This window comes from Shewanella xiamenensis (genome assembly GCF_024971755.1).
GTDB classification, from domain to species: Bacteria; Pseudomonadota; Gammaproteobacteria; order Enterobacterales; family Shewanellaceae; genus Shewanella; species Shewanella xiamenensis.
Map to the genome: position 1 here is coordinate 333,045 of NZ_CP079718.1, position 23,174 is coordinate 356,218.

Genomic DNA, 23,174 nt, shown 5'->3' on the forward strand with positions numbered 1-23,174 from the left:
AAGTTAATGGCTCCTTGGCGTTTCTTTGCCGCGTAAACCACCTAAGGCAAAGTTGAGGATCAAGGCCAAGATTAGCAGCACTAATCCGAGGGCGATAGCTTGGGCGAAATCGCCTTTACTGGTTTCCAGTGCGATAGCCGTCGGGATATTACGTGTTACGTTTAAAATGTTGCCGCCGACCATCATCGAACAGCCGACTTCGGTGAGAATACGGCTAAAGGCCGCGACAATTGCCAGCAATAACGGCATACGCAGTTCGCGACACACGGTCCAGACCGCGCTAAACCAAGAGGCGCCTAAGGTGCGTGAGGTTTCCCATGCCCGGCGATCGACACTAGTGAAGGCCGCTTGACTCATGGCGATCATCACTGGGGCGCAAATCATCATTTGGCCGAGGATCATCCCCTCTTGAGTGAACAACCACTTTAAATCCCCAAGCGGGCCGTTGCGGGTCAAGATGAGATACACCAGCAGGCCGATCACTACGGTGGGAATCGATTGCAATGTTTGTACTAAGTTAGTGACAAACCACTTTCCGGGGAAATGGGCAAACGCCAACACAAAACCGAGCACCATAGAGGGGACTAAGGTGATGAGCAGCGCCGCGAAAGAAACCGAAAACGAGACAGAGATGATGGACCAAACGTCGGGGTCCAATGAAAACAGCAGGCTTAACGCCTGCTGTAACAGTGCTAGCCAGCCTTCGCTCATTCGCTATAGGTTGCCTTGAACAGTTGCTCGCCTTCAACTTTGAAGTTGTTGATCATGGCTTGACCTTCTTTGCTGATCAGCCAGTCACTGAAGGCTTTGGCGCCTTTGTGGTTCAGATCTGGGTATTTAGCTGGGTTGATCAGAATCACTTGGTATGGGTTCGCCAGGGTTTTACCGCCATCGAAATCGACACCTAAGTCCAGCTTAGTTTTGTACGCCACGAAAGTACCACGGTCAGACAGAGTGTAACCTTGTAATTCGTTTGCCATCAGCAGGGTTTTACCCATGCCTTGACCTACTGAAGTGTAACCTTTGAAGTCTGGAGTCACGCCTGCGGCTTTCCATACTTCTAACTCTTTGATGTGGGTGCCAGAGTTGTCACCACGAGAGACGAAAGGTAAGCCTGACTTGGCGATTTTCGCGAAGGCTTCTTCGGCTGTTTTGCTTTCACGCAATTTTGCCGGGTCGTTTTTAGGGCCTAATACGACGAAATCGTTTTCCATAATGCCACGTGGCTCAACACCAAAACCATCGGCAACAAATTTTGCTTCAGCACTTGGTGCGTGGGTCATCACTAAATCCACATCGCCTTGCTCGCCTAGTTTCAATGCTTTACCCGTACCCGTTGCGATAACTTGTACTTTATAGCCTGTTGCACTTTCAAACTTAGGCAGTAATTCTTGTAACAGACCAGAGTTTTCAGTACTGGTCGTGGTGGCTAACTTAATTACTTCAGCCGATTGAGCGGGTAACACTGTGAGCATGCTGGCTGCAACAACCAGGCCCAGTAATGACTTCATGTGGGATTTCACGTTTAGCATGGATACTCCTTGGCGAAAAATAGGGTTCCGACTCAATTGCCTACTGAGTGGGAGGTTCCGTAAATTGTAATGCGTTCGGTTGAAAGCAAATAGGGTGCCAAACCGATATTCACGCTTTTACCTTCACAGCTTGATCTAAATTGTGACTTCGATCTCAGGCTCAGCAAATAGTTTGCAGACAAATTGTCCCAGCGCATGCTTCTGATGGTTCATAGTGACCTATTCGTCTAGTTTCAATGCTAGAATTGGTCGCAATTGAGTCAAAATGTCCAGACGTGAGCACTATGAGCCAGATAGATAATAACCTCAAGCCCCTTCCTTCCGCTGTTTCAGTCCTGATCGTCGATGACGAGCCGGGGATGCGTAGCTTTTTGAATAAGGCACTCTCGAAGAAATTCGCCTTAGTCGAAACGGCGGGCAGTATTGAAGATGCTGAGCAGTTACGTAGCCGCTGCCATTTCGACTTGCTGATTGTCGATATCCGCTTACCCGGTCGCTCGGGTATCGAGTGGCATGAAGCCTTAGACGAGCAAGGCCGACGTTCCGATGTAATCTTTATGACCGGCTATGCGGATTTAGAGGTGGCGATTAAAGCGCTGCGAGCAGGTGCCTCAGATTTCATTATGAAGCCATTCCATCTCGAGCAGATGATGTCGGCGGTTGACCGTTGTATTGAACGCCGATTGCTGCGCCGTGAAAACTTGATGTTGCGTCGCGAAGTCTCTATCGGCTATTCCTCTACCATCATAGGGAGTAGCGACGCCATGAAGTCGGTGAAGCAAGTGATAGAGCGCGTGGCACCGACCAACGCCGTGGTGTTAATTCAAGGCGAATCGGGCACAGGTAAAGAGTTAGTCGCGCGCCAATTACATTTGCTCAGCGGCCGCCAAGGGCCCTTCGTGCCTGTTAACTGTGGCTCGATAGCCCCCGAACTGCTTGAGAGTGAACTCTTTGGTCATACGGCTGGCGCGTTTACTGGTGCTAAAGGTAACCGTGAAGGCCTATTTAGTTTTGCCTCCGGCGGTACGATTTTCCTCGATGAAATTGGCGAGATGCCGCTCAAAATGCAAACAGCGTTGTTAAGGGTGCTGGAGCAGAAGGCGATTCGCCCCGTGGGCAGTGAGAAGGAAGTCAATATTGATGTCCGGGTGATTGCGGCAACTAACCGTACTCTGATGGATGAAGTCGAAGCGGGGAACTTCCGTCGCGATCTTTATTATCGACTGAATGTGCTGGATATTTTTATTCCTCCGCTGCGTGAGCGTCCGGAAGATGTGGTCGAATTGACCCACCATTTTACCCGCCAATTGGCTGCAGAATTAGGCGTGCGTGAAGTGGTGTGGAGCCATGAGGACATGGTAAAGCTGCAACAACATGAATGGCCGGGTAATATCCGCGAACTGCGTAATATGATTGAGCGTTGTATTCTGCTCGGCAAGCCGCCAGCGGAGTACTGGAAGCAGCAGGTTAAAACCGAGTCTTCGGCTTTGCAGGGTTATCCTTTAGATTGGCCATTAAAAGATGTGGAAAAACACCATGTGACGAGTGTGGTCGATCTGCATTCTGGCAATAAATCTGCGGCTGCTCGGGACTTAGGGGTTTCCCGCAAGACCTTAGATCGCAAATATAAAGAGTGGTTTGACGTTAGCGACGAGCAGGAGTTTTAAGTGTCTTTTTTTACTCACTTTTTTGGAGTTAGTTGGCAGCAAATGCAGGCTAAAGTGCGTTATCGCATTTTGATCCTCACATTGCTGCCGATTTTGCTCACTTTGGTGAGTTTAGTGTTTATCACGATCTACTGGAATATCAGCTATACAGGTAAGCAACTGTTTATGAAGGTCAAAGCCGATTTGGCTGTGGCTGAAAATACCCTGCAACAGGTGCAAGTTCGCCAAGAAAAACAGCTAGAAAGAGTGATGACCTCATGGACATTCCAGAATGATTTTAGGCCGATCCTCAGTGGTGCATTAGATCATAGGACGAGCATAGATAGTTTTCTTGATGAGCAAAAGCAGCAACTCGATTTAGACTTTTTGCGGCTGGTCAGTGTGGCTGAAGCGGCGGCGGATCCTGATTTACGACAGATTTTACCGAAAATGGGTGGAATGTTGCCTTATTCGGGACTGATGGTGTTATCTCGTGAACGTTTGGCGCGGATTGACCCTGATTTAGCGCAAAGAGCGAGTATTCCACTGTTAGCGACCTTGCGGGCACAAAGTCCCAATAAGCAAGTTGAGGACCGTGGTTTGCTCAGCCGTAGCTTGTTGCCGATCCCCGATACTGAAGGCAAAGTGGCATGGTATCTCGACGGCGGGGTGTTATTTAACCGCGACACCCGCATCGTTGATCATATCCGCGATCTTGTCTACGACAAGGGTACCTTGCCCGAACGTTCAATTGGTACTGTGACGATTTTTCTCGATAATATTCGGGTATCGACTAACGTTCCTTTGCATTTTTTTCCACAGCCGAATGAATCCCAAGGGCGTGCACTGGGGAGTTTGGTCTCGGAGGAAGTGCGAGAAAAAGTGTTAAATCACGGAGAGTTATGGGTCGATAGGGCGTTTGTGTACAATGATTGGTTTATTTCTGCCTATGCGCCGTTAGAAGATGTCCGTGGACAACGAATTGGGATGATTTACACCGGTTTTTCGGAGTCACCTTTTATTCATAACTACCTGCTTAATATCATTGAGTTAGGTACCATTCTGATGTTAGTGCTGCTTATTTCTGGATTGCTGGTTTACCGCGGTGCCTACAGTTTATTGCAGCCGATTGAGCGGATTCACCATGTGGTGCAAGCGGTGCAGTCTGGACGCAATGTGCGTATTGGTGCCTTGGGGTTAGATAGGGATAACGAGTTGTCGAATCTTGCCGAGCAGTTCGACCGTATGCTCGACCTATTGCAGCGGCGCAACGCGCAAATTCAGGCCGCTGCCGAACAGCTCGAAATGAAGGTCGAAGAGCGTACTCGTAGCCTGCAAGATAAGACCTTAGAGCTACAGCGTAACGTCGCTTTACTCAATGAGACACGCCAGCAGTTAGTGACTAATGAAAAGTTGACCGCTCTAGGAGAGTTAACCGCTGGTATTGCACACGAAATCAATAATCCGACCGCTGTTATCCTCGGCAATATGGAGTTACTGCGCTATGAGCTGGGTGATAATGCCGACGTCGTAAAAGAAGAAATTGATCTAGTTATTCAGCAGGTTGGTCGTATAAGCACTATTATCCGTAGCCTACTGCAATATAGTCGCCCGGGAGAGTTTAACGCTCCCTTAGAGATGCACCCTATCACGCCGATCATTGAGGAAATGCTGGTATTAGTGCGGCATTCAATTCAAAAGCAAGAAGTTGTGCTGATAACGGAACTGAACGCCAGTTGCCCTGTTCAGGTCAATCGCCCGCAGTTACTGCAAGTACTGATTAACCTTGTGGTGAACGCAGCCCATGCGATGGATGGTAAGGGACGCATTTGGGTTCGCACTTATGATTGGGTGCAGCAAGATATGCCGATTGGCGTCAAAATCGAGGTTGAAGACGAAGGGTCTGGGATTGAGCCTGAGCAATTGGGGCGGATTTTTGATCCTTTCTATACCACGCGTAAAGATGGCACTGGTCTTGGGCTGTCGCTCAGCTACGGTATTATTAAGCGCATCGGTGGCACCATAGAGGTGAGCTCTGTATTAGGTAAAGGCTCAATCTTCACCATTGGCTTGTATCACGAGGCTAAGGAAGATCAACAAAACAACCTTTACGATGGCTTACATTTTTCTGGCCAAAGCACCGAAATGTCATCTTAGAAGCGACTCTGCATAAAACGCTATCAGATTGATTCACTGAATAACAAGCAAAAAAAAGCCGGATGATGAATCCGGCCACAAAAGAGTGTGTGAGCAATGTCGTGCTTGCAAACTCAGGAGCACTTTAACAACGTCAGATTACCAGTCATCGGTGTTAAAGATGAGTTTTGGAACGCAAGTTAACGATAATCATTCTCAATTGTGTTTGCAAGCTATTTATTGCAAAAAATGCATATTTTTATCTATGGTATATTTATGCAGCCACAATAGACTTGCTTAAATGTAATTTATGGTTGATCAAACTCTGAGGATCGGCATTTAGCTCGGTAATTAAATATTGGTTTCTAATCAACAGATTGAGCATTGCAGGGAAACGATTCATGGTTTTAACCTGAATATGGTTATAGCCTTGGAGGCTGGCCCATTTCTCTTGGTATTCAAGTAGGCTTTGTGCTAATCCTAAACGTCTAAAGTCTGTCGCAACGCCACCTAGCCAACTGTAAAAAATTCCTTTTTCCTGTTCATATCCCAGCTTGAACCCCGCCAGTTCGCCTTCCACATAGGCTAGGAGAATCAAGCAAGTCTTGCCTGAAAGCCGTGTCGTTAAGGTGTCAGGCGTCAAGGGACGGTCGAGCTCAGGAATTTGCTTACTTAGTTCGATGAGTTGTATGGCTAACTCGGGAGTCAGAGTTGTGATTGCTTTGATTTCAATTGAATACATAATTTTCTCTCACAAAAATCAGCCCCAATAGCGTATCAAACGCATTGGGGCCGAATAAAAACTGTTCAAATTATAACAGGTCTGGCCAGTTGAGTTAATCAGGAAAATGATTTTTGTGGGCTGGTTTGCAATATCTTGTCTTGTAACACTTTCAGCAGCACACCGTAGGCGGGTAAGAATAGCCCTAGGCTAACAAGCAATTTAAAGCTGTAATCGACAGTGGCAATTTCAGGCCAGTTGGCGGCCATAAAGCTGTCTGTTGAAGCATAAAAAGCGATGCTGAAGAACACTAAGGTATCGACTAAGTTACCAACAATCGTCGATGCCGCAGGCGCGACCCACCATGAACGGCTCTGGCGCAGACGGGCGAATACAGTGATATCCATCAGCTGACCAATCAAATAAGCCGCAAAGCTGGCAAACGCAATACGAAACACAAAGGTGTTCCATTGGCTTAAGGAGTCCATCCCTTGGAAGCTACCCTGATGGAATACGACTCCCATAACATAGGAAATCATCAGTGCGGGCACCATGGCCTTGAGGATGATGCTTCGAGCGGGTGTTTGTCCAAAAATGCGCACCGTTAGATCGGTTGCAAGGTAAACAAAAGGAAAACTAAACGCGCCCCAAGTGGTGTGATAACCAAACAATTGAAACGGCAGTTGTACCAAGTAGTTGCTTAGGCAAATAATCAGTATGTGAAATCCCACTAATAGCAGGAGTGCGCGGCGAAGCTGCGCAGGGGTTAACATTAACATATGTGGCCTTTTTAGTTGTGTAGGGCGGGGTGAGGGAACCCGCTAAATCGTCTGCTGTTATTTTATCCCGTTCCAGCGTGCTGAAATCGGGCCGCCATTATAGTGACCATGTTTGAAGATGCAAGCTTACGGTTTATATTTCAAGCAATTTAGCCGCGAATACAGCGCAAACCTAAGGCATAGGGATCGAAATTGTCCTACACTTTTAAGAAATGTTAGGAGAAACCGATGAGATTATTTTTTGCCGCCTTGTGTGTTAGCTTATTGAGTTTATGTGCTTTCGCGACTCCCAATAAGCCGGTCGTGGTGCATCTTGTCACAGCCTCTTGGGAAGGTTTTGCTAATCCTGATGAGACGGGTTACTACTTTGATCTCCTCAGGCGTGTCTTTCCATCACCGGAATGGCAGGTCGATGTGCAGTTTATGCCTTTTGCTCGTACCTTATATCTGATTGAAAGCGGACGGGTCGATATGGTTCTCAGCGTGTACAAAGGCGATGTGAAAAATAGCCTACTGAGTGAAAATGCCGTTGAGCTTGATTCAATTGATGCCGCAGTAACGCCTCAAATTGCAGCAACTTGGGCTGGGATGGAGAGTTTATCCCATAAGCGAGTCCAAGCCATGCTGGCCTATCGTTACAATATGCTGACCTCCATACCGATGTTTTACGAAGAAAGTAGCGACATGTTGAGTATGCTCAATAGTGTAAATGCGGGACGAATCGATGCCGTACTGGATTACAAAAAGAATATGGAGGCGCTCATTCCTGAACTGAGGGCGCCACAAACGTTTGTGATTATCCAAGGAGTGTTAAATGCAGAAACTTTTTTTGCCTTTGCCAATACCGAAAAAGGACAAATGCTAAAGCAACATTTTGATATTGAACATAAAAAAATCATTGACTCCGGTGAGCAGGATAGGCTTTACACTGAGACCAAAGCAAAGGGTTTTTAATGTTTTGGCATCAGTGTTAAATGTTTATAGTTCAATCAGAATCGACATTATCGTTGCAAGTTTATTCTCTAGCTCTTGCCACTCAGCCTTGGGATCTGAACCTGCAATAATGCCCGCACCCGCAAACAGATTAATTTTACCTGGCTCAATCAATGCACTGCGGATGGCGACTGAAAACTCACTCTCATCTTGATTAAAATATCCGCAAGCGCCAGCGTACCAGCCTCGCATATAGCCTTCCCGCTGGCGAATGAACTTCATTGCAGATTCTCTAGGGAGGCCTCCCACCGCGGGTGTAGGATGCAGTGCTTGTAACAGCTGAAAATCGTTCACGCCGGGCTTTAACTCGGCACGAATAGCGCGGTGCAGATGCTGAATATGATTTAACTTAAAGATTGTGGCCGCTTCTTCTGCACCGACATACTGACTCAAAGGCGTGAGCATATTGACTATGTGACGACGAACAAGCTGATTTTCAACACTATTTTTATTGTCTTCCAGCAGCGCATTGGCTAGCGCCACATCTTCTTCTTTATTTAATCCGCGAACTGTCGTGCCCGCTAATGCCTCGGTAAACAATTGTTGCCGACGACGACGAAATAAGCGCTCTGGGGAGCAGGAGATATAAGTACGCTCAGGGCTAAATTGGAATCCAAATTGAAAGCTGTTGGGGTTACGGCCTTGCCAGCAGGCTAATACCATCCAAGGATCAACTTGCTCGTTAACCTTAAGCTCTGTCAAACGTGAGAGAACGACCTTGGGCGTATCTTGATTAAATTCAGGCTCAACGACTTGTTCGACTAAGGTTTTCCAACGAGGAAAGTCCGGAATATCTTGGCGGCTCTCTAGGGTGAGTTTATTGGGTGGCGCCAAGGGGCGTGCTGGCATAACCGCTTCAATAGCGGCAATCGCAAGGTCGATCTCATCGATAGGATTGTTATCGGCAAAATTAAGATTTACCCGCAAACTAAACTGATCTGCACTGCGTCTAAACTCGATTCTGGGTAGTACAAATCGGCTATTACCAAACTCAGGCCAAGATTCAATGCTGCGGTCAAAGGCTACACCGCCATAGTATCGAATGTCTGGATTGCTAGATAAAACACGTTGCCGTTCGTAAACACTGGCCAGCTCGTTATCCTGGACGCCAGTTTCAAATTTTATGTCTTTACAAGCACCTATGGCTGCAACTTCTTCAATTTTGTCACGCCCATGCCAGTAGATGCGTGGATATTGAGTTTGTGATGCCAACCATGAAATCAAAGGAATAGAGACAGTCGTTAAAGATAGCTGCACTATCGGCTCCGACGCTGGAACCTGTTTCATTTGAATGAGTTTGTCGATGAGAGACTTAAGGTCTTCAGACAGGGCATGAGCAGGCAAGTAAAACTCCAAAGATAACGGAATGAAGGTAGTGGCTGAAGTTCCGGTTCTCAGCGGTGAATATGAACTAGATTAATGCATTCTTTTTAAAGTCATTTACACCAAGTTGATTAGAGCGTGTAAATAAGAATCTTTCGCTCAAATTAAAGGCCGAGGCCGTCAGTGTCAAGAAGCAAGCCATGAGTGTGTGACTTTTACCATAGTCTCATTTTAAGACGCAAAAAAATGTGACCAAGATGGGTCTTTTTGTCGATACCGTTGCCAGTGTTGGACATTTTGTCTCTTTGTGACTAAAGGCGTGTTCCATTTGCCGTAATTAGTCGATCTGGGTTGGTTTTTAATTTTTTTTTGGTTGAGACGGAATTATCTAAGACCACAATAGGGGGCACATCTTAAATTTCCTGTATGACAACAATAATATGATTACCAGACAAACGATTTTTAGAGTGTCGTCCTTAGCGTTAGCGATTGGGCTCAGTTTAACTGCTCACGCCGATGAAATCGCCCGCGATCCCCTGCTAAATGTGAATGAAGTGATTGTCGTCCATGGCGAAGGCGCCGATGCGGAGCAATTGGCGACCACTCATTGGAGCATCAATGAGGCCGAAATCCGTGCTTTGGGTGCGCAGACATTAGACCAAGTGCTGAAGAATGTGCCCGGGGTTTATATCCGTGTGGGTGGCGATGGCACCCCTAGGGTTGATATACGTGGTTTTAAGACTCGCCATGTCACTTTACTGGTAAACGGCGTGCCCATGAGCAGTGCCGACGATGGGCAGTTCGACCCAAGCGTGATCCCAACCAGCCAAATTGCCTCGGTTGAAGTGTCGGTCGGCCCGACTTCAGTGCTGTACGGCCCAAGCGGTGCCGGCGGGGTGATCAATATTATTACTAAGCAAGGCAGCACTGCGCCCGCCTTGTCTGGACGTGTAGAAGCGGGTAAAGACAATACCTTTAATGGCGACATCAGCGCCGCAGGTTCGGGTGATGATTGGCAGGGATTAGTGAGTGTTAGCCGTCAACAGACCGATGGTTTCCCGATGTCGAACGATTTCGAGCCAACCCAATATCAAGACGGTGAACTGCGTGCCAACTCAGATAAAGAAGTCACCAACGTTTATGCCCAAGGTAGTTACTGGTTATCGGATAAGACCCAACTGATTGTCAACGCGGCACTGCGTAATGGCGAATGGGGCAAACCTGCCCGTGATGGAACTGGCAGTGGCAAACTTAAGTATGAGCGCACCGACGATTACGATTCACATACCTTCCAGCTCGGCTTAGCCCATCAGTTCGACGATACTTTTACCCTGCGTGGTTTTGGCTACCACAATCAAAGCGATACCTTAGAAGCCGCTTATGCCGATGAAACTTATTTGGCATTAACGCAAACTCAAGACGGTCGCTCCGTGGTTCAAGGGGTCAATTTACAGCTGATCACTGATTTTCATAAGGCCGGGCTGTTAACCACCTCTGTGATTGCTGAAGAGCAGAGCTGGAAGTCTGTAGTGGACACATACTCCAGCAATACTGGTAGTGGTACGGGGAATAACTCGGGCACTGGTTCAGGTTCTGGCGGGGGCACTGGTAGTGGTGGCGGAACAGGTTCCGGCGGTGGTACTGGCAGCGGCGGCGGAACAGGTTCTGGCGGTGGCACTGGTAGCGGTGGTGGAACAGGTTCTGGCGGTGGCACTGGTAGCGGTGGTGGAACAGGTTCTGGCGGTGGCAATGGTAGCGGTGGCGGTTCTGGCGGCGCTGAAAACCTAAATGATTCTGCATGGTTATATACTGCGGCGGCCGAATATCAGTATCAATCTGAGCACAACTATGGCGTTACCTTAGGTGGAGCTTTCCATTCACTCGATGCCTCTGATGGCACGGATGATAATTACTCGGCTATGGCATCTAGCTACTGGCAAGTGGTACCCGATTCACGTTTAAGCCTAAGTGTGGCACGTAAAGTCCGTTTCCCTTCCATGGTGAACTTGTACTCGCAATCATCGGGTAACCGTGATTTAGAAGCGGAAGAGTCTAAGCATGTTGAGTTGGGTTTAGAGCAAAACTTACTCGCCAGCACCGACTTCTCGCTCTACGGTTATTACACGGATGCGAAGAACTACATCGCCAAAGATACTGCGGGTTTCTACCAAAATATGGGGCGCTATGAGTTCAAAGGGATTGATTTTCAAATTAATAACCATGTGATTGAACATTTGGATCTGAGCTTCTCCTACAGCTACTTAGATTCAAAAGAAATGGAAGGCGACGATACCTTAGATGCGCTGCAATACCGTCCTCGTCACCAGCTGCGCTGGCAAATGAGCTACGAATTCCCATTCGAGACACAAGTCCACCTCAATGTGGAACGTATCCTCGATCAGGTTTATGCGACTCAGGTGAAGGTAAACGGACAAAACCAGTATCAACAGCAGTCGCTGGATAACTACACCTTAGTGGATATCAACTTAGTGCAGCCGCTGATCGCCGATAAGTTAGAAGTGTATCTGCGCGCCACTAACCTATTGGATGAGAACTACTACCAGAGTGAAGCATTGCCTCAGGCTGGCCGTCAGTTCTTCGTGGGTGTGAACTGGCAGATTTAAGATGAAATTACTCGAGCTCGACGGTGTCAGCTTTAACTATGGCAGCCAGCTAGCCCCGGTTTTACAGGAGCTTAAGCTCTCGATTGGCGCAGGCCAATGCCATTGTGTGAGTGGGCCCACGGGCTCGGGTAAATCGAGTCTATTAAATCTACTGGCGGGCGTGCAGAATCGCCCGCATGAGGGCGATATTTGGCGTCACCCCGAGTTGGTTACTGGCTTAGTGATGCAGGATCCGCAAACTCAGTTACTGCGGCAGACTGTTGGTGCCGAAGTCGCCTTCGCCTTAGAGAATCTCGGCATCCCCGCCGAGAATATGTTACCTAAAGTGCAGTTAGCGCTGCGACGCGTCGGGCTGTTTTTACGGCTCGACACTCCAGTCAGTACCCTTTCCCTCGGTCAAAAATACCGTTTGATGATCGCCGCACAGTTGGTGTGTGAGCCGCATTTACTCTTGCTCGATGAGCCATGGGCGCAGATCGATGACCATGGTGTGAGTGAGCTGTTAGCGGTATTACGCAATCTAATTGCCGAAGGCATGGCATTGGTGTTAGTGGAGCATAATGCGGCGGCCTTTGCCGAGATTATCCAGCACTATTGGCAATTAGAGGCAGGCCGTTTATCCGAGGGGATATATACCGTCAGCGATGCCACCGTGCAGGAAGCGCCAGTGAGAGCTTGGGGCAGTACTCATCACTTAGGCAAAGTACAGGTGAGCGCCGAGGCGTTTGATTTCAGCTTCGATGGTTGTCAGCCCTTGTTTAGCTGTCCACAAGGGTTTGAATTGCACGCCGGCGAGATAGTGACCTTAGTGGGGGATAATGGTGTGGGTAAAACTAGCCTATTAAAATCCATCGCGGGTATGCTGCACCTAAAGCTGCGCTTGCCACTCAAGGTGCTAGGCCGTAAACCTAAACTCGGTGTGTATGGCGCCGAGTTAGGGTTATTGCTGCAAAGGCCGAGTCGACAACTGTTTGAAACCAGCGTGCTGGCCGAGATGCAGTTTAGTTTGAATCGTTTCGAACTGCCTAAAGAGCGTGCCGAGCAAATGCTGCTCGATCTCGAATTGAGTGCGCTGGCCGAACATTCGCCTCATAAGTTGTCCTACGGTCAACAGCATCTTATTGCCTTGGCATCATTAGCCTGCTTGCAGCCTAAGGTGCTGCTACTCGATGACCCACTCGCGGGCATGGATAAAGAGTACTATCGCAAAGTATGGTATCTGCTCAAGCGCCTCAGTGCACAAGGTTGCGCCATTCTAATGAGTAGTCACAGAGTAGTCGTGCATAGTGCCGTGTCTCGGCAACTCAGTTTACACAATGGGTTGTTGACGGAAGACACTCTGATGGAGGAGCGCTATGTGGGTTAGTTGTCGTCGATGGCGACTACGTGCCCGCCGGCGTTGGAGTCGCGAGAAGCAAGAAACTACGCTATGCGCGCTGTCGCTGTTTTTCGTCTGCGTACTTTCCGCCTGCGCTTTTGTATTGCCCGCCGATTTATTGCTGCCGCTGGCGGCCGTGAATGGCTTGCTAGTGCTCCATGGCTTAGCGCGCCGGGGCAGTATTATGGGCGTGGTTAAACTCGGTGTGATTCAACTGACGATTACTTTAAGTCTTTATTTATTGCTCTATGGCGTTGATCACCTCGCCCAAGGCGCCGTGGTGGTGGGACGCATTATTTTAGCGACTATCCCCGGCTGGTGGTTGTGTATCACGGCGGCGCCCGAGCGCATTGGTGAAGTATTAAGTGCATTTTTGCCGAGCAAATGGGCCTTTGTGGTGGCCGCATCTTTGAGTTTGCTGCCCTATATGGCGGACGAAGTGCGCGAGATTTACCAGATCCAATGTCTGCGAGGCGCGCGTATTACCCCTAAGGCGCTGCGAAATCCTAAAAATTGGCCTGAGCTAGTGTATTGCGTGCTGTTTCCTGTATTAATCCAATTACTTAAATTATCTCGCCAGATGGCGGTTGCGGCCCAGAGTCGTCACTTTGGCAAGAGTACGCGTGTCACCCATTGGCACTCACCGAGAGACAAAAAATGAAGAAAAAACTTCCTCTGAGTTTGCAGGACTCGCTGTTTATTGGTTTTTGCGCCACTTTGCTGGTGGCATTGACGAGTATGTTAAGGCTTAAGCTCGGGATTTCTGGCCATAGCATGTTTTTGATGAGTTTCTTCTATTTGATTTGCTACGGCGTACTTGGGCGTTTTGGCAGCATGATTGCCTGTGGTGGTGTTGCAGGGCTAGTCGCGATGGCGCTCGGTGTTGGTAAGGGCGGCCCAATGATTTTATTGAAGTTTATCTTACCTGCTATTGCGATGGATCTGGTGGCCTTGTTGCTACCTCTCACCTTAAGCCTGTACTGGCGCTGCGTGATTTTAGGCATTATTGGCTGTATGGCCTGGGCGATCAAAGTGGCACTCACGAATGTGTTGGCGGGCATGGCGCTCGATGTTGTGCTGATCCAATGGGGTGCGAGCGTGCTTAAGGGTGGATTTTTTGCCACCTTAGGTGCCCTGCTGGTGCCTCCCGTGCTGCATAGGCTTAAGGCCCATGACCTCCTCCACCGTGACAAGTTTTAACTGCTAGGAATACCGATGAAAAATTGGCTTATTTGTATCGATGATACCGACGACATTGGCACTAAAGGCACAGGCGAGATAGCTGAGGAAATTGCACATTTGCTCGCGCAAAACTCGGGTGGCAAGGCTTCCTTTGTGACGCGGCACCAATTATTTGTGCATCCTGATATTCCTTACACCTCTCACAATAGCGCCATGTGTTTTGCGTTGCAGTCGCCGTTATCACAGGCCGAGATCTATCGTCTGGCGGTCGCGCATCTGGTGGCTGAATCTGCACCTAAGGCAGATCCTGGGATTGCAATTTTGGATGTCGATTCCGACTATGATGTGAACGCGCTGATAGACTTTGGGCTCAGAGCCAAGTGTGAAGTCATTACCAAAGCGGCCGCCTATCAGCTTGCTGAGCAGTTACAGATTCATCTGACTGAACACGGTGGTACTGGTCAAGGTGTGATTGGTGCTTTGGCTGGGCTTGGATTGCGGTTAATGGGCAATGATGGGCGAGTGAAGGGCCAAATCAAACTCGGTCAACTTGAAGAGGTTTCCCTTGAGCTACCTGTGGCGGATATCCTTGAACAAACCGGCTTGGATGCGGTGATGAGTACCGATAAATACCGCTTGGCCGCAGACGAAAAAGTCCAACTCAAAGGCAAAGTAAAAGCTGTCTATCTTGAACATCAATTTGTTTTATTAGTCGCGAAGGACGGTGAGCTGTGGCGTAATGCTGGCAAGCAAGCCTTGCAGGACTATTGAGGTGGGAATGGATCAAAAGTTACTCAAGCTGTTTGAATATGAGACTGAACGTTGGATTTTTCGGGCGGGTTTACAGCAATATTCAGAAGCAAGGCGGGCGGCGCGGTTGTGCACTCATTTTGCTCCAGATGATGAAGATGAGCAGATAGATGATGATCTTCATTCCTGCTATAACTGCCAATATCGCCGTTGGATGGTGGCAAGCTTCGAATGTGTAATATTAAAAAATGCTATATTATTAGACGATTAGCTCGCTCTTGAGTAATGGCATAGGATTCTACTAGGTTTTTGTCTTGTTCTTTGATGCTAATCATCAAAGCATATGGTGCTTTTATCTTCCTCAGCATAGAATGCGCGTTATACTGTCCTATACTTCCAGGAAGTAAACAACGGCATCGTGCGCCCAATAGTGCGGCATGTTACGTAGTCGATAGCAGTAATATTCTCTATGCCTTGGGGTTGCTAGTATGAGTGAGTCGGCAGAATCGGTTGACCTAATCAAATTGCCAGTGTCGAAATTGACGTTGGGAATGTTTGTCACAGCAATTGACAGAAATGATCAGGGCCGGTTGGCAATTGCAAATGCTGGACAAATCAAGCACAAGGACTCGATTCTAAAATTATCAAAGAGTGGCATCAAATATGTTTGGGTCGATACGGAGCGTTCGGCTGAACATTGTGGTTTTAAACGTAAAGCCAGCAACGATAGCCTATCAGAAGTTAAAAAATCCCTACTGACCCGTGAGAAGCAACAAGCGCAGGCGAAGGTCATTTTGACCGAAGCGAAGGATCTCATTCGCAAAGTACTTTCAGAAACATTCGAGGGTAAAGCGATTGAAGTCGCTCCTTTTGAAGCACTTGCTGACAGCATGATCGAGTCAGTGTTGTTGGATGAAGACGCCCTAAAGTGTATGTCAGCACTGCGCACTAAAGATGCTTATCTGTTAGAGCACTCAGTGAATGTCGCCTTCCTACTCGTTACTTTCGGTAAATACCTTAAACTCGACCGCGCTATGTTAAGAGAAATGGCGGTGGGCGGCATTTTGCATGATATTGGCAAGATTAAGGTCGACAATAAAGTCCTGCATAAACCGGGCAAGCTCACGCCTGAAGAATTCGAGCATATGAAGTTGCATCAAGTATATGCACTTGAAATAATGAACGAAACCAAAGGGTTGTCGCAGATAAGTAAAGATATCTGCCTAATGCACCATGAAAAATTAGATGGGCGGGGTTATCCAAGGGGGTTAAAGGGAGATGAGATACCTCGCCACGGTCGGATGAGTTGTATTGTCGATATATTTGATGCCTTAACCGCGACGCGTTGCTACAAAGAGGCCATGAGTCCTGCGGCCGCCTTTAAGATCTTACTGAGCTTGACGCCATTTCACTTAGATCAAGAGCTGGTTTATGAGTTTATTCGTTGTATCGGTGTATATCCTGTAGGCTCTTTAGTCGAATTGTCCGATGGTCGAGTTGGTATTGTTTGGACCTCCAAGGATAGAGATGCATTACATCCAATTGTGAAGTGTTTTTATTCTCTAAAAGCAAAGCGTTACACTGAAGTCGCCATGGTAGACCTTCTTAAATCAGAACTTCACATTGAGCGTGGCGTATCGCCAAGCTCCTTAGATATAGATCCATCACCCTTTTATTGATTGCCCAAGTTGCACTTGATATCTACCAAGATCTTAAGTGCCATTCATTGCCCCCGCTGCGCCAAAAGCCTTACACTGGGTAAAAGTTTGCTTTGGGCTTAGTTATGAACAGTGTTCGTCAATCTCCCCTTCCCATTCTCGTTATTCTGCTGTCTTTGGCGTTGTTAATTCCCGGCGTAACTCAGCCCATTTTGAGCCTTAACGGCAGCATAAATAAGGCCAAATTAGCCGAACAGGGGATTGAGCAGGTTGCCCAAAGTTTCGATGATGACTCGGGGCGCGACAGTGCCCGCGGCATGTTGAATATGGTTAGTGGCCTGCTAGGGCTAAATAACCTTAAAGGTGAGGTAGAAGTATTGCAGCAAACCCGCAGTATTTGGAGCACAGTCACCGAATTATATAATACTGGTAATGGCTTAGTTGCAGGACTGGTGATGCTGTTTAGTATCATTATCCCTGCGGTAAAACTCAGTCTAATGTTGGTACAACAAACCGTGAGTTCGATTGCGCTGCAGTGGCGTATTCATCATCTAGTGTCTGCGCTGGCGAAATGGTCGATGGCCGATGTGTTTGTGGTGGCTCTGATCATTACCTTTTTGGCGGGTAATGCCTCTGGTGGCATGGGTGAAATGCTAAAGACCAAGGCGGAGTTTGAGAGCGGATTTTACTTCTTTACCGCCTATTGCATCCTCTCCATCGTCAGTGGTTACTTAGTGCGTCGTCCAACCCCGATTCTGTAGTCAATCAAAGGGCATACAGCCGGTTCTGTATGCCCTTTATTGTTAGGAAAGCGTGCCGTTTTGATAGATGGGCATAATCCAATAACGGCAACGGTTGTGTTTACAGACCTTTGCTAGTGCTTCAAGCAGGGCGCTTTGCTGGCTTGCAGGGTGCATAATCTCAAACTTACAAAACTCCCGATAACCTTCCACCTGTTCCTTGATATTGAAATGGCTGTGCTCTCGGCTAAATCCGCAAATATTGCCCAAGCTAAAGCCGGATAAAAACTCCAACTCAATCAGAGTGTCGACTATATCGTCCTTGATATCGTTTTGGGCGATCAGGACTAGCAGTTGTTCGGTGCTCATCGGCGTTTCTCCAGCCAAAAATACAACATGGGCAGTAAATACAGGGTCGTAATGGTCGATGTGAGCAAGCCACCGATCACCACAATGGCCAAGGGTTTTTGGATTTCAGCACCAGGGCCCGAGGCGAACACTAAGGGGATCAAACCAAACATGGCGGTGGTGGCCGTCATCAGAATGGGTCTGAGTCGCCGCGCGGCACCCTGTTCGACTCGCTCCCTGAGGCTGCCAAATAAGTATTTGGTTTGTTCGTAATAACTGACCATCACTACGCCGTTAAGCACCGCGACACCTAGCAGGGCGATAAAACCTACTGAAGCGGGCACCGAGAGGTACTCCCCCGAGAGATACAAGCTGACGATACCGCCCATCATAGCGAACGGGACGTTAGCGAGGATTAATCCCGATTTTGCTAGCGAGCCGAAGGTGGTGAATAAAATCAAAGTGATCAGTGCGATAGCTATGGGGATCACCAGCAACAAATTGCTGGTGGCGCGCTGCTGGTTTTCAAACTCGCCACCGAAGCTGACGCTATAGCCGCTTGGTAGTTTGATTTCCTTGGCGATTTTGCTGTTAAGCTCTTCCACAAAGCCCACAATATCCCGCCCTTGAACGTTGGTGGTGATTACCGAAAAGCGATTTCCCTGTTCCCGCTCGATCAGGATTGGGCCCTGTTTATAGCTCAAAACGGCCACATCGCTTAGGCGTTTTAGGGAATGATCAGGCATTACCAATAGCTGATTTTGCAGTTCGTTGATATTGCTGATCTGCGCCTGATTATTGGCGATAAGCACAGGCGTGCGCTTCTTCCCTTGCAGCACCTCGGTGACGACCACACCTTCGAGTTGGCTCTTGAGGTAACGGGCAAACTCCATAGTGCTCATCCCAAACCCACGGGCCAGCTCGTTATCTAAGGTGAGATTGATAAAGGGGCTGCCTTCAATCATTGCCATCTTAACGTCGACGCTGCCCTGAGTGGCGGTGACCAATTGCTCTATCTCTCCGGTGAGTTTGCCTAAGGTCTCGATATCATTACCGAATACTTTAATCGCGACATCCCCAATACTGCCTGTGAGCATTTCGGAGACGCGCATCTGTATCGGTTGCGTAAAGTTAAAGTTCACGCCGGGATATTTAAGCAGCACAGTGCGGATGGCATCGATAAGCTGCTCTTTAGTGGCAAAACGCCATTCGCTGCGGGGCGCCAGCTCTAAAAACACATCGGTTTCGTTCAATCCCATGGGATCTAAACCAATCTCATCGGCACCAGTGCGTGCCACCATCTGTTTGATTTCGGGGATTTGGCTTAGCAGTGTTTGCTGGATCTGTTTATCGATAGCGATGGAGGCGTCGAGGGAAATCGAAGGGGATTTCTCTAACTGGAGAATGATGTCGCCCTCATCTAAGGTCGGCATAAAGGTTTTCCCCACCAGACTAAATAGGCCCAGACTGACGATCAGCAAGCTAAAGGCGGTGAGCATAAAAGGTTTTTGCCAACCAAAGCAGGCCTTTAGGCTGCCAAGGTAAAGATGCTTGAGCTTTTCGATGGCCTTAGGTTCTTTCGCGGCCTTTTCGTTAACGAGGTATGAGGCAATCACGGGGATCACAGTCAGCGATAACACCAGCGCCGACAGCATGGCAAACACTATGGTGATGGCGACTGGGGTAAAGAGTTTGCCTTCTAAACCACTGAGAGTGAGCAGTGGCGAGAATACTATGATGACGATAACCGTGCCCGAGACTACGGGAATGGCGACGTCTTTGGTGGCGCGAAAGATCAAGTGTAAACGCGGCAAACGCTGTTTAGTGGCGATTAAATTCACCATGTTTTCAACCACGACCACGGAGGAGTCCACCAACATGCCGATAGCGATAACGAGGCCTCCAAGACTCATCAAGTTAGCGGAGAGATTGAAGTAATCCATCATCAAAAAGGTGAACAGTGCGGCTAGCGGTAGCGACAGGGACACCACTAACGCGGCGCGCACATTACCTAAAAACAGCGCCAGCAATACGATGACCAGCACTACGGCCTCGAATAGCGCATTGGAGATAGTCTCAATAGCGGTATTGATCAGGTTAGCGCGGTCGTAAAAGGTGTTTATCTGGCTGCCTTCAGGGAGAGTCAGGCTGATTTGCGCCAGCTTTTCCTTAATGTTGTTAACCACTTGTGCCGTATTGGCGTCCTTGAGGGCAATGATTAAAGCTTCGGCGGTTTCGTTGCCATCCTTAGTGACGGCGCCGTATCGCGCAAGGTGGCCTATCTGGATATCGGCGAGATCCTGCAAGCGATAGACTTTGGCATTATCGGCTTTGATCACTAGCTGTTTAAGCTCGTCGATATCATCGATGCGTCCCTCGGAGCGCACTATGATGGTGTCTGTACCTATGGTGAGCTTACCAGCACCTTCGTTGTGATTATTCTCCACAATCGCCTGTTGCAGCGCGGCAAAGCTCACGCCCGCAGCCGCCATCGCCGCAGGATTGGGGCTGATACTAAAACTCTTGGCATAACCGCCGAGGATATTCACATCGGCAACACCCGGCACTGTGCGCAGCAGCGGCCGAATTTCCCACTCGAGTAATTGACGTCGCTCCAGCAGGGAAAGATTGGGGTTTTCGAGTGAAAACATAAAGATTTCACTGAGCGGCGTGCTCATGGGCGCCACACCGCCACTCACGCCTTCGGGAAAACTGTCCCAGACCGCCGAGAGGCGCTCGCTCACCTGTTGGCGCGCCCAATAGATATCCGTGCCTTCTTCAAAATCGAGGGTGATATCGCTAATGGCATACTTAGTGGTCGAGCGTAGAATCGATTGCTGCGGAATGCCGAGCAGCTCGGTTTCAATCGGGACGGTAATCTGGGCCTCGATTTCCTCCGGCGTCATGCCGGGAGCCTTGAGGATGATCTTCACTTGGGTTGGGGAAATATCCGGAAAGGCATCCAAGGGAATGGCAAACCAAGCTCGTGCGCCAGCCAACATGAGGATCAGCGCCACAATCAGCACAAAAAGTCGCTGAGTGAGCGAAAAACGGATCACAGAGGTGAGCATCTTATTCGCCTCCTAAACCGAGCATGATGCCTTTCACCGCGGCAACCGACTGGGATAGGACTTGCAGCTGACTCAAGTCTTGATCGCTGGCGACAATATATTGCTCCGGCGTTGAGCCTAAAATATCGACCGTTAGCGCATTGAGCTGGCTATCGGACCGAGTGAACACTTGGCTGTCTTGCTCCCAACTAAACACACTGTTTTTGGGGAGTAAATACACGGCCTTTTGATACTCGGGAACCACTGTCATTTGCTGGCCTAACAACAGGTTACATTCCTGCGGCACCGCCGATGACCAAGCCGTAACAAAGGCGCCTTCGGCAATCGCCGACAGTGACTCAATCGCGATATGGCATTGATTAATGTTGATGGCCGACAAGGAATGTGACTGCCCCGTCGGCACATTGACTTTGACGCGGATGCTGTTATTGGGCACCAGTGAAAATAGCTGATCCCCCGCCATATAAGGGCCGCTGATGGCATTGAGTTTAACGATACCGTCAACGGGCGCGGCGACCACTAAGGAGTCAGTTGCCGCATCCGTGCTGTGGACGCGCTCCATAAAGTGCTGCATATGCTCGTATTCGAGGTGAGTCGTGAAATAGTCCTGACTGATCTCACGCCATTTTTCGGCGCTTATGCTGCCATTGGCGAGCAAAGGTTTGTTGCGCTCATAACGACTCTTGGCGAGTTGATACAGGCTCGCCGCGGCCTCGACTTGGGCGAGGTAGTGGAACACTTCTGGCCCTGTGAGTTTAACTATCGCTTGGCCTTTACTGACGCGCTGGCCTTGGCCGACGAGAAAGTGCACCTGCTGGATATTCTCGGGCGTGCTGATCCAGTAATCATTGCCGGGGAGAATTTCAACCTGCGCCGGCAGTGGGCTGCCCTCATAACTGGCGACTCTTTGGGGTTGGGTGTAACTGAGGTCGAGATTACCTAAGGCGCTAATGGCTAAGCTTTCGGCCTGTGCCAAACCTACAACACTCGTGGATAAACAGAGAAGGCATGCGCCGTACTTGGCCATCATAATGAAATTCCTAAGGCTTGGAGTTGTTGGGAATGCAGTTGTTGTAAACTGACGCGGTTGAGCGCCAAGCGGGATTCGGTGTCGAGCGCCTCCATATAGCGGCGTAGCCAGACTTCATAACTCACCTGATCTTGATCTTTTACCTTGGCGAGTTCCTCGGTAATGGTGCGACTGAGGGCGAGCGCTTGGGTGAGTAGGCGCTGTTGCTCGACGAGGTTAGTTTGCTGGCGGACTAATTGATCCCATTGGTTTTTAAGCTCGAGGGCGCTGCGGTCAAGATTGAGACTTTGCTCGGTATTCGCTTGTTGCCATTGGGACAAATCGCTCTGGGACAGCGCCGAGCCCAAGGTTAAGGGCACTGACACGGCGATGCCTAACTGCTGATCATCCACGCCCGTATCCGCGGTATTTTTTGCTGTGAGTGAGACGGTCCAAGGATCACGCTCACCCGCTTGCTGAGTTTGGATCAGCAGCAGGTGTTGCTGTTGTTGCAGCTTTAGCAATTGCCATAGGGGATGTTGGGCTAAGGTCTCGGCGCCCTTGCCAAGCGGGCGGTCAGTTTCTTCTATCGCGCTCGGCATTCGGTCTTGACCCGTCAGCTGTTGATACAGGGCTAAAGATTGGGCTTGTTGCTGCAGAATGTCGGCGCGGCTTAAGGCGATATCGACACTTTCCCGCTCCAGTAGCAGAGTGTTGGCCAGTGGCAGTTCCCCCGCATCGGTCAGTTGTTTTTGCTGGCGATGGAGTTTATCGAGCAACTGCTGTTTGCGCTCAAGCTGCGACAGTTTGACTTCGCTCTGGCGGTATTCCCACAAGCTCTGCCTTAATAATCCCGAGAGATACAAGCCTTGCAGCGCTGTTTGTTGTTGATGAATTTGCTCGGCGAGTTGTTTTATTTGCTTATCGCTGCTGTGTAGCGCGGGCGATTTAAATGGCAAATTGACTGAGAGTTCCTGCTCGTAGCTGTTACTATTATCCAAACTCCCGAGGTGACTTAAGCTAATGCTCGGCAGGCCAGTGAGCCAGGTCGAGCTGGATAAATTTGCCGATTGGGTATTCGACGAAGTGAGATGAGTCAACCTCGCTTGGCTGCTTGACAGCGCTTGGGAAAGTTCGGCTTCCGCCGCAAGACACAGGAAACTACTGCCGACTAAGCTGGTCAACAGACATAACTTGATACAAGACGAACTGACAGACATGAGATGATTCTGTGGTATTAAACAATGCTGTCAGTGTAGGGATTGACGGGTGAAAGTCATCGGG

Annotated in this window: 20 protein-coding genes; 11 read left to right on the top strand and 9 right to left on the bottom strand. The window is 48.9% G+C overall.

Going from position 1 to position 23,174, the window contains the following annotated elements; translation table 11 throughout:
• Positions 1 to 3: 3 nt before the first annotated feature.
• Both KXJ80_RS02560 and KXJ80_RS02565 read right to left on the bottom strand, forming a co-directional pair.
• Positions 4 to 711 carry an ABC transporter permease gene (locus KXJ80_RS02560; protein ID WP_099457203.1) on the bottom strand — a complete coding sequence of 236 codons (708 nt, stop codon included), beginning with the start codon at positions 709 to 711 and terminating at the stop codon, positions 4 to 6.
• Positions 708 to 1,532 (bottom strand): ABC transporter substrate-binding protein, encoded by an 825-nt coding sequence (locus tag KXJ80_RS02565; RefSeq protein ID WP_069453927.1) that lies wholly within the window; start codon positions 1,530 to 1,532, stop codon positions 708 to 710. The genes KXJ80_RS02560 and KXJ80_RS02565 overlap by 4 nt, the downstream gene beginning before the upstream one ends.
• Positions 1,533 to 1,816: 284 nt before the next feature.
• Between KXJ80_RS02565 and KXJ80_RS02570 the strand changes: the two genes are divergently transcribed.
• Together KXJ80_RS02570 and KXJ80_RS02575 are read left to right on the top strand one after the other, a co-directional pair.
• Positions 1,817 to 3,199 carry a sigma-54-dependent transcriptional regulator gene (locus tag KXJ80_RS02570; RefSeq protein WP_037423995.1) on the top strand — a complete coding sequence of 461 codons (1,383 nt, stop codon included), beginning with the start codon at positions 1,817 to 1,819 and terminating at the stop codon, positions 3,197 to 3,199.
• A complete protein-coding gene (locus KXJ80_RS02575; RefSeq protein ID WP_037428338.1) occupies positions 3,200 to 5,335 on the top strand; it encodes a sensor histidine kinase in 2,136 nt (711 codons plus the stop codon).
• 253 nt (positions 5,336 to 5,588) lie between these two features.
• Here the strand turns inward: KXJ80_RS02575 and KXJ80_RS02580 are convergent, their stop codons facing one another.
• Positions 5,589 to 6,056, bottom strand: coding sequence for a GNAT family N-acetyltransferase (locus KXJ80_RS02580; RefSeq protein WP_099457204.1), 468 nt, complete (start codon positions 6,054 to 6,056; stop codon positions 5,589 to 5,591).
• A gap of 98 nt (positions 6,057 to 6,154) precedes the next feature.
• Complete coding sequence (locus KXJ80_RS02585; RefSeq protein ID WP_037423985.1) at positions 6,155 to 6,814, bottom strand: 7-cyano-7-deazaguanine/7-aminomethyl-7-deazaguanine transporter; 660 nt, start codon at positions 6,812 to 6,814, stop codon at positions 6,155 to 6,157.
• Positions 6,815 to 7,042: 228 nt separating this feature from the next.
• On the opposite strand from KXJ80_RS02585, the gene KXJ80_RS02590 reads away from it, so the two are divergent.
• Positions 7,043 to 7,768 (top strand): transporter substrate-binding domain-containing protein, encoded by a 726-nt coding sequence (locus KXJ80_RS02590; protein ID WP_099457205.1) that lies wholly within the window; start codon positions 7,043 to 7,045, stop codon positions 7,766 to 7,768.
• A gap of 24 nt (positions 7,769 to 7,792) precedes the next feature.
• On the opposite strand, the gene KXJ80_RS02595 is transcribed toward KXJ80_RS02590, so the two are convergent.
• Positions 7,793 to 9,151, bottom strand: coding sequence for an isochorismate synthase (locus KXJ80_RS02595; RefSeq protein ID WP_099457206.1), 1,359 nt, complete (start codon positions 9,149 to 9,151; stop codon positions 7,793 to 7,795).
• 419 nt (positions 9,152 to 9,570) lie between these two features.
• Here KXJ80_RS02595 and KXJ80_RS02600 point away from each other — a divergent pair, with 419 nt between their 5' ends.
• From KXJ80_RS02600 to KXJ80_RS02635, 8 genes are all read left to right on the top strand, one after another.
• A complete protein-coding gene (locus KXJ80_RS02600; protein ID WP_069453930.1) occupies positions 9,571 to 11,754 on the top strand; it encodes a TonB-dependent receptor plug domain-containing protein in 2,184 nt (727 codons plus the stop codon).
• Between the two features lies 1 nt (position 11,755).
• Positions 11,756 to 13,120 carry an ATP-binding cassette domain-containing protein gene (locus KXJ80_RS02605; RefSeq protein ID WP_218737752.1) on the top strand — a complete coding sequence of 455 codons (1,365 nt, stop codon included), beginning with the start codon at positions 11,756 to 11,758 and terminating at the stop codon, positions 13,118 to 13,120.
• The gene (locus KXJ80_RS02610; RefSeq protein WP_069453932.1) at positions 13,110 to 13,793 is read left to right on the top strand and encodes an energy-coupling factor transporter transmembrane component T; all 684 of its coding nucleotides are present in this window, start codon (positions 13,110 to 13,112) and stop codon (positions 13,791 to 13,793) included. Before KXJ80_RS02605 ends, KXJ80_RS02610 begins: the two co-directional genes overlap by 11 nt.
• Positions 13,790 to 14,332: a core component of ECF transporter gene (locus tag KXJ80_RS02615; protein WP_088586415.1), complete on the top strand. Its 543-nt coding sequence runs from the start codon at positions 13,790 to 13,792 to the stop codon at positions 14,330 to 14,332. The genes KXJ80_RS02610 and KXJ80_RS02615 overlap by 4 nt, the downstream gene beginning before the upstream one ends.
• Positions 14,333 to 14,347: 15 nt before the next feature.
• Positions 14,348 to 15,085, top strand: coding sequence for a DNA-binding protein (locus KXJ80_RS02620; protein WP_037428353.1), 738 nt, complete (start codon positions 14,348 to 14,350; stop codon positions 15,083 to 15,085).
• A 7-nt stretch (positions 15,086 to 15,092) separates the two neighbouring features.
• On the top strand, positions 15,093 to 15,335 hold the full coding sequence (locus KXJ80_RS02625) for a hypothetical protein (RefSeq protein WP_055647188.1): 243 nt from the start codon (positions 15,093 to 15,095) through the stop codon (positions 15,333 to 15,335).
• Positions 15,336 to 15,552: 217 nt separating this feature from the next.
• The gene (locus tag KXJ80_RS02630) at positions 15,553 to 16,743 is read left to right on the top strand and encodes a cyclic di-GMP phosphodiesterase (protein ID WP_037423961.1); all 1,191 of its coding nucleotides are present in this window, start codon (positions 15,553 to 15,555) and stop codon (positions 16,741 to 16,743) included.
• A gap of 104 nt (positions 16,744 to 16,847) precedes the next feature.
• Positions 16,848 to 17,483 carry a paraquat-inducible protein A gene (locus KXJ80_RS02635; protein WP_218737753.1) on the top strand — a complete coding sequence of 212 codons (636 nt, stop codon included), beginning with the start codon at positions 16,848 to 16,850 and terminating at the stop codon, positions 17,481 to 17,483.
• A gap of 42 nt (positions 17,484 to 17,525) precedes the next feature.
• Here the strand turns inward: KXJ80_RS02635 and KXJ80_RS02640 are convergent, their stop codons facing one another.
• From KXJ80_RS02640 to KXJ80_RS02655, 4 genes are read right to left on the bottom strand one after another with little or no spacing between them, the layout of a single operon-like run.
• Positions 17,526 to 17,831: a DUF3240 family protein gene (locus tag KXJ80_RS02640; RefSeq protein WP_099457210.1), complete on the bottom strand. Its 306-nt coding sequence runs from the start codon at positions 17,829 to 17,831 to the stop codon at positions 17,526 to 17,528.
• Positions 17,828 to 20,881 (bottom strand): efflux RND transporter permease subunit, encoded by a 3,054-nt coding sequence (locus KXJ80_RS02645; RefSeq protein ID WP_069453936.1) that lies wholly within the window; start codon positions 20,879 to 20,881, stop codon positions 17,828 to 17,830. Before KXJ80_RS02645 ends, KXJ80_RS02640 begins: the two co-directional genes overlap by 4 nt.
• Position 20,882: 1 nt before the next feature.
• Positions 20,883 to 21,911 carry an efflux RND transporter periplasmic adaptor subunit gene (locus KXJ80_RS02650; RefSeq protein WP_069453937.1) on the bottom strand — a complete coding sequence of 343 codons (1,029 nt, stop codon included), beginning with the start codon at positions 21,909 to 21,911 and terminating at the stop codon, positions 20,883 to 20,885.
• Entirely contained in the window at positions 21,908 to 23,110 is a 1,203-nt protein-coding gene (locus KXJ80_RS02655) for a hypothetical protein (protein WP_055647185.1), read from the bottom strand. The genes KXJ80_RS02650 and KXJ80_RS02655 overlap by 4 nt, the downstream gene beginning before the upstream one ends.
• Between the last annotated feature and the right edge of the window lie 64 nt (positions 23,111 to 23,174).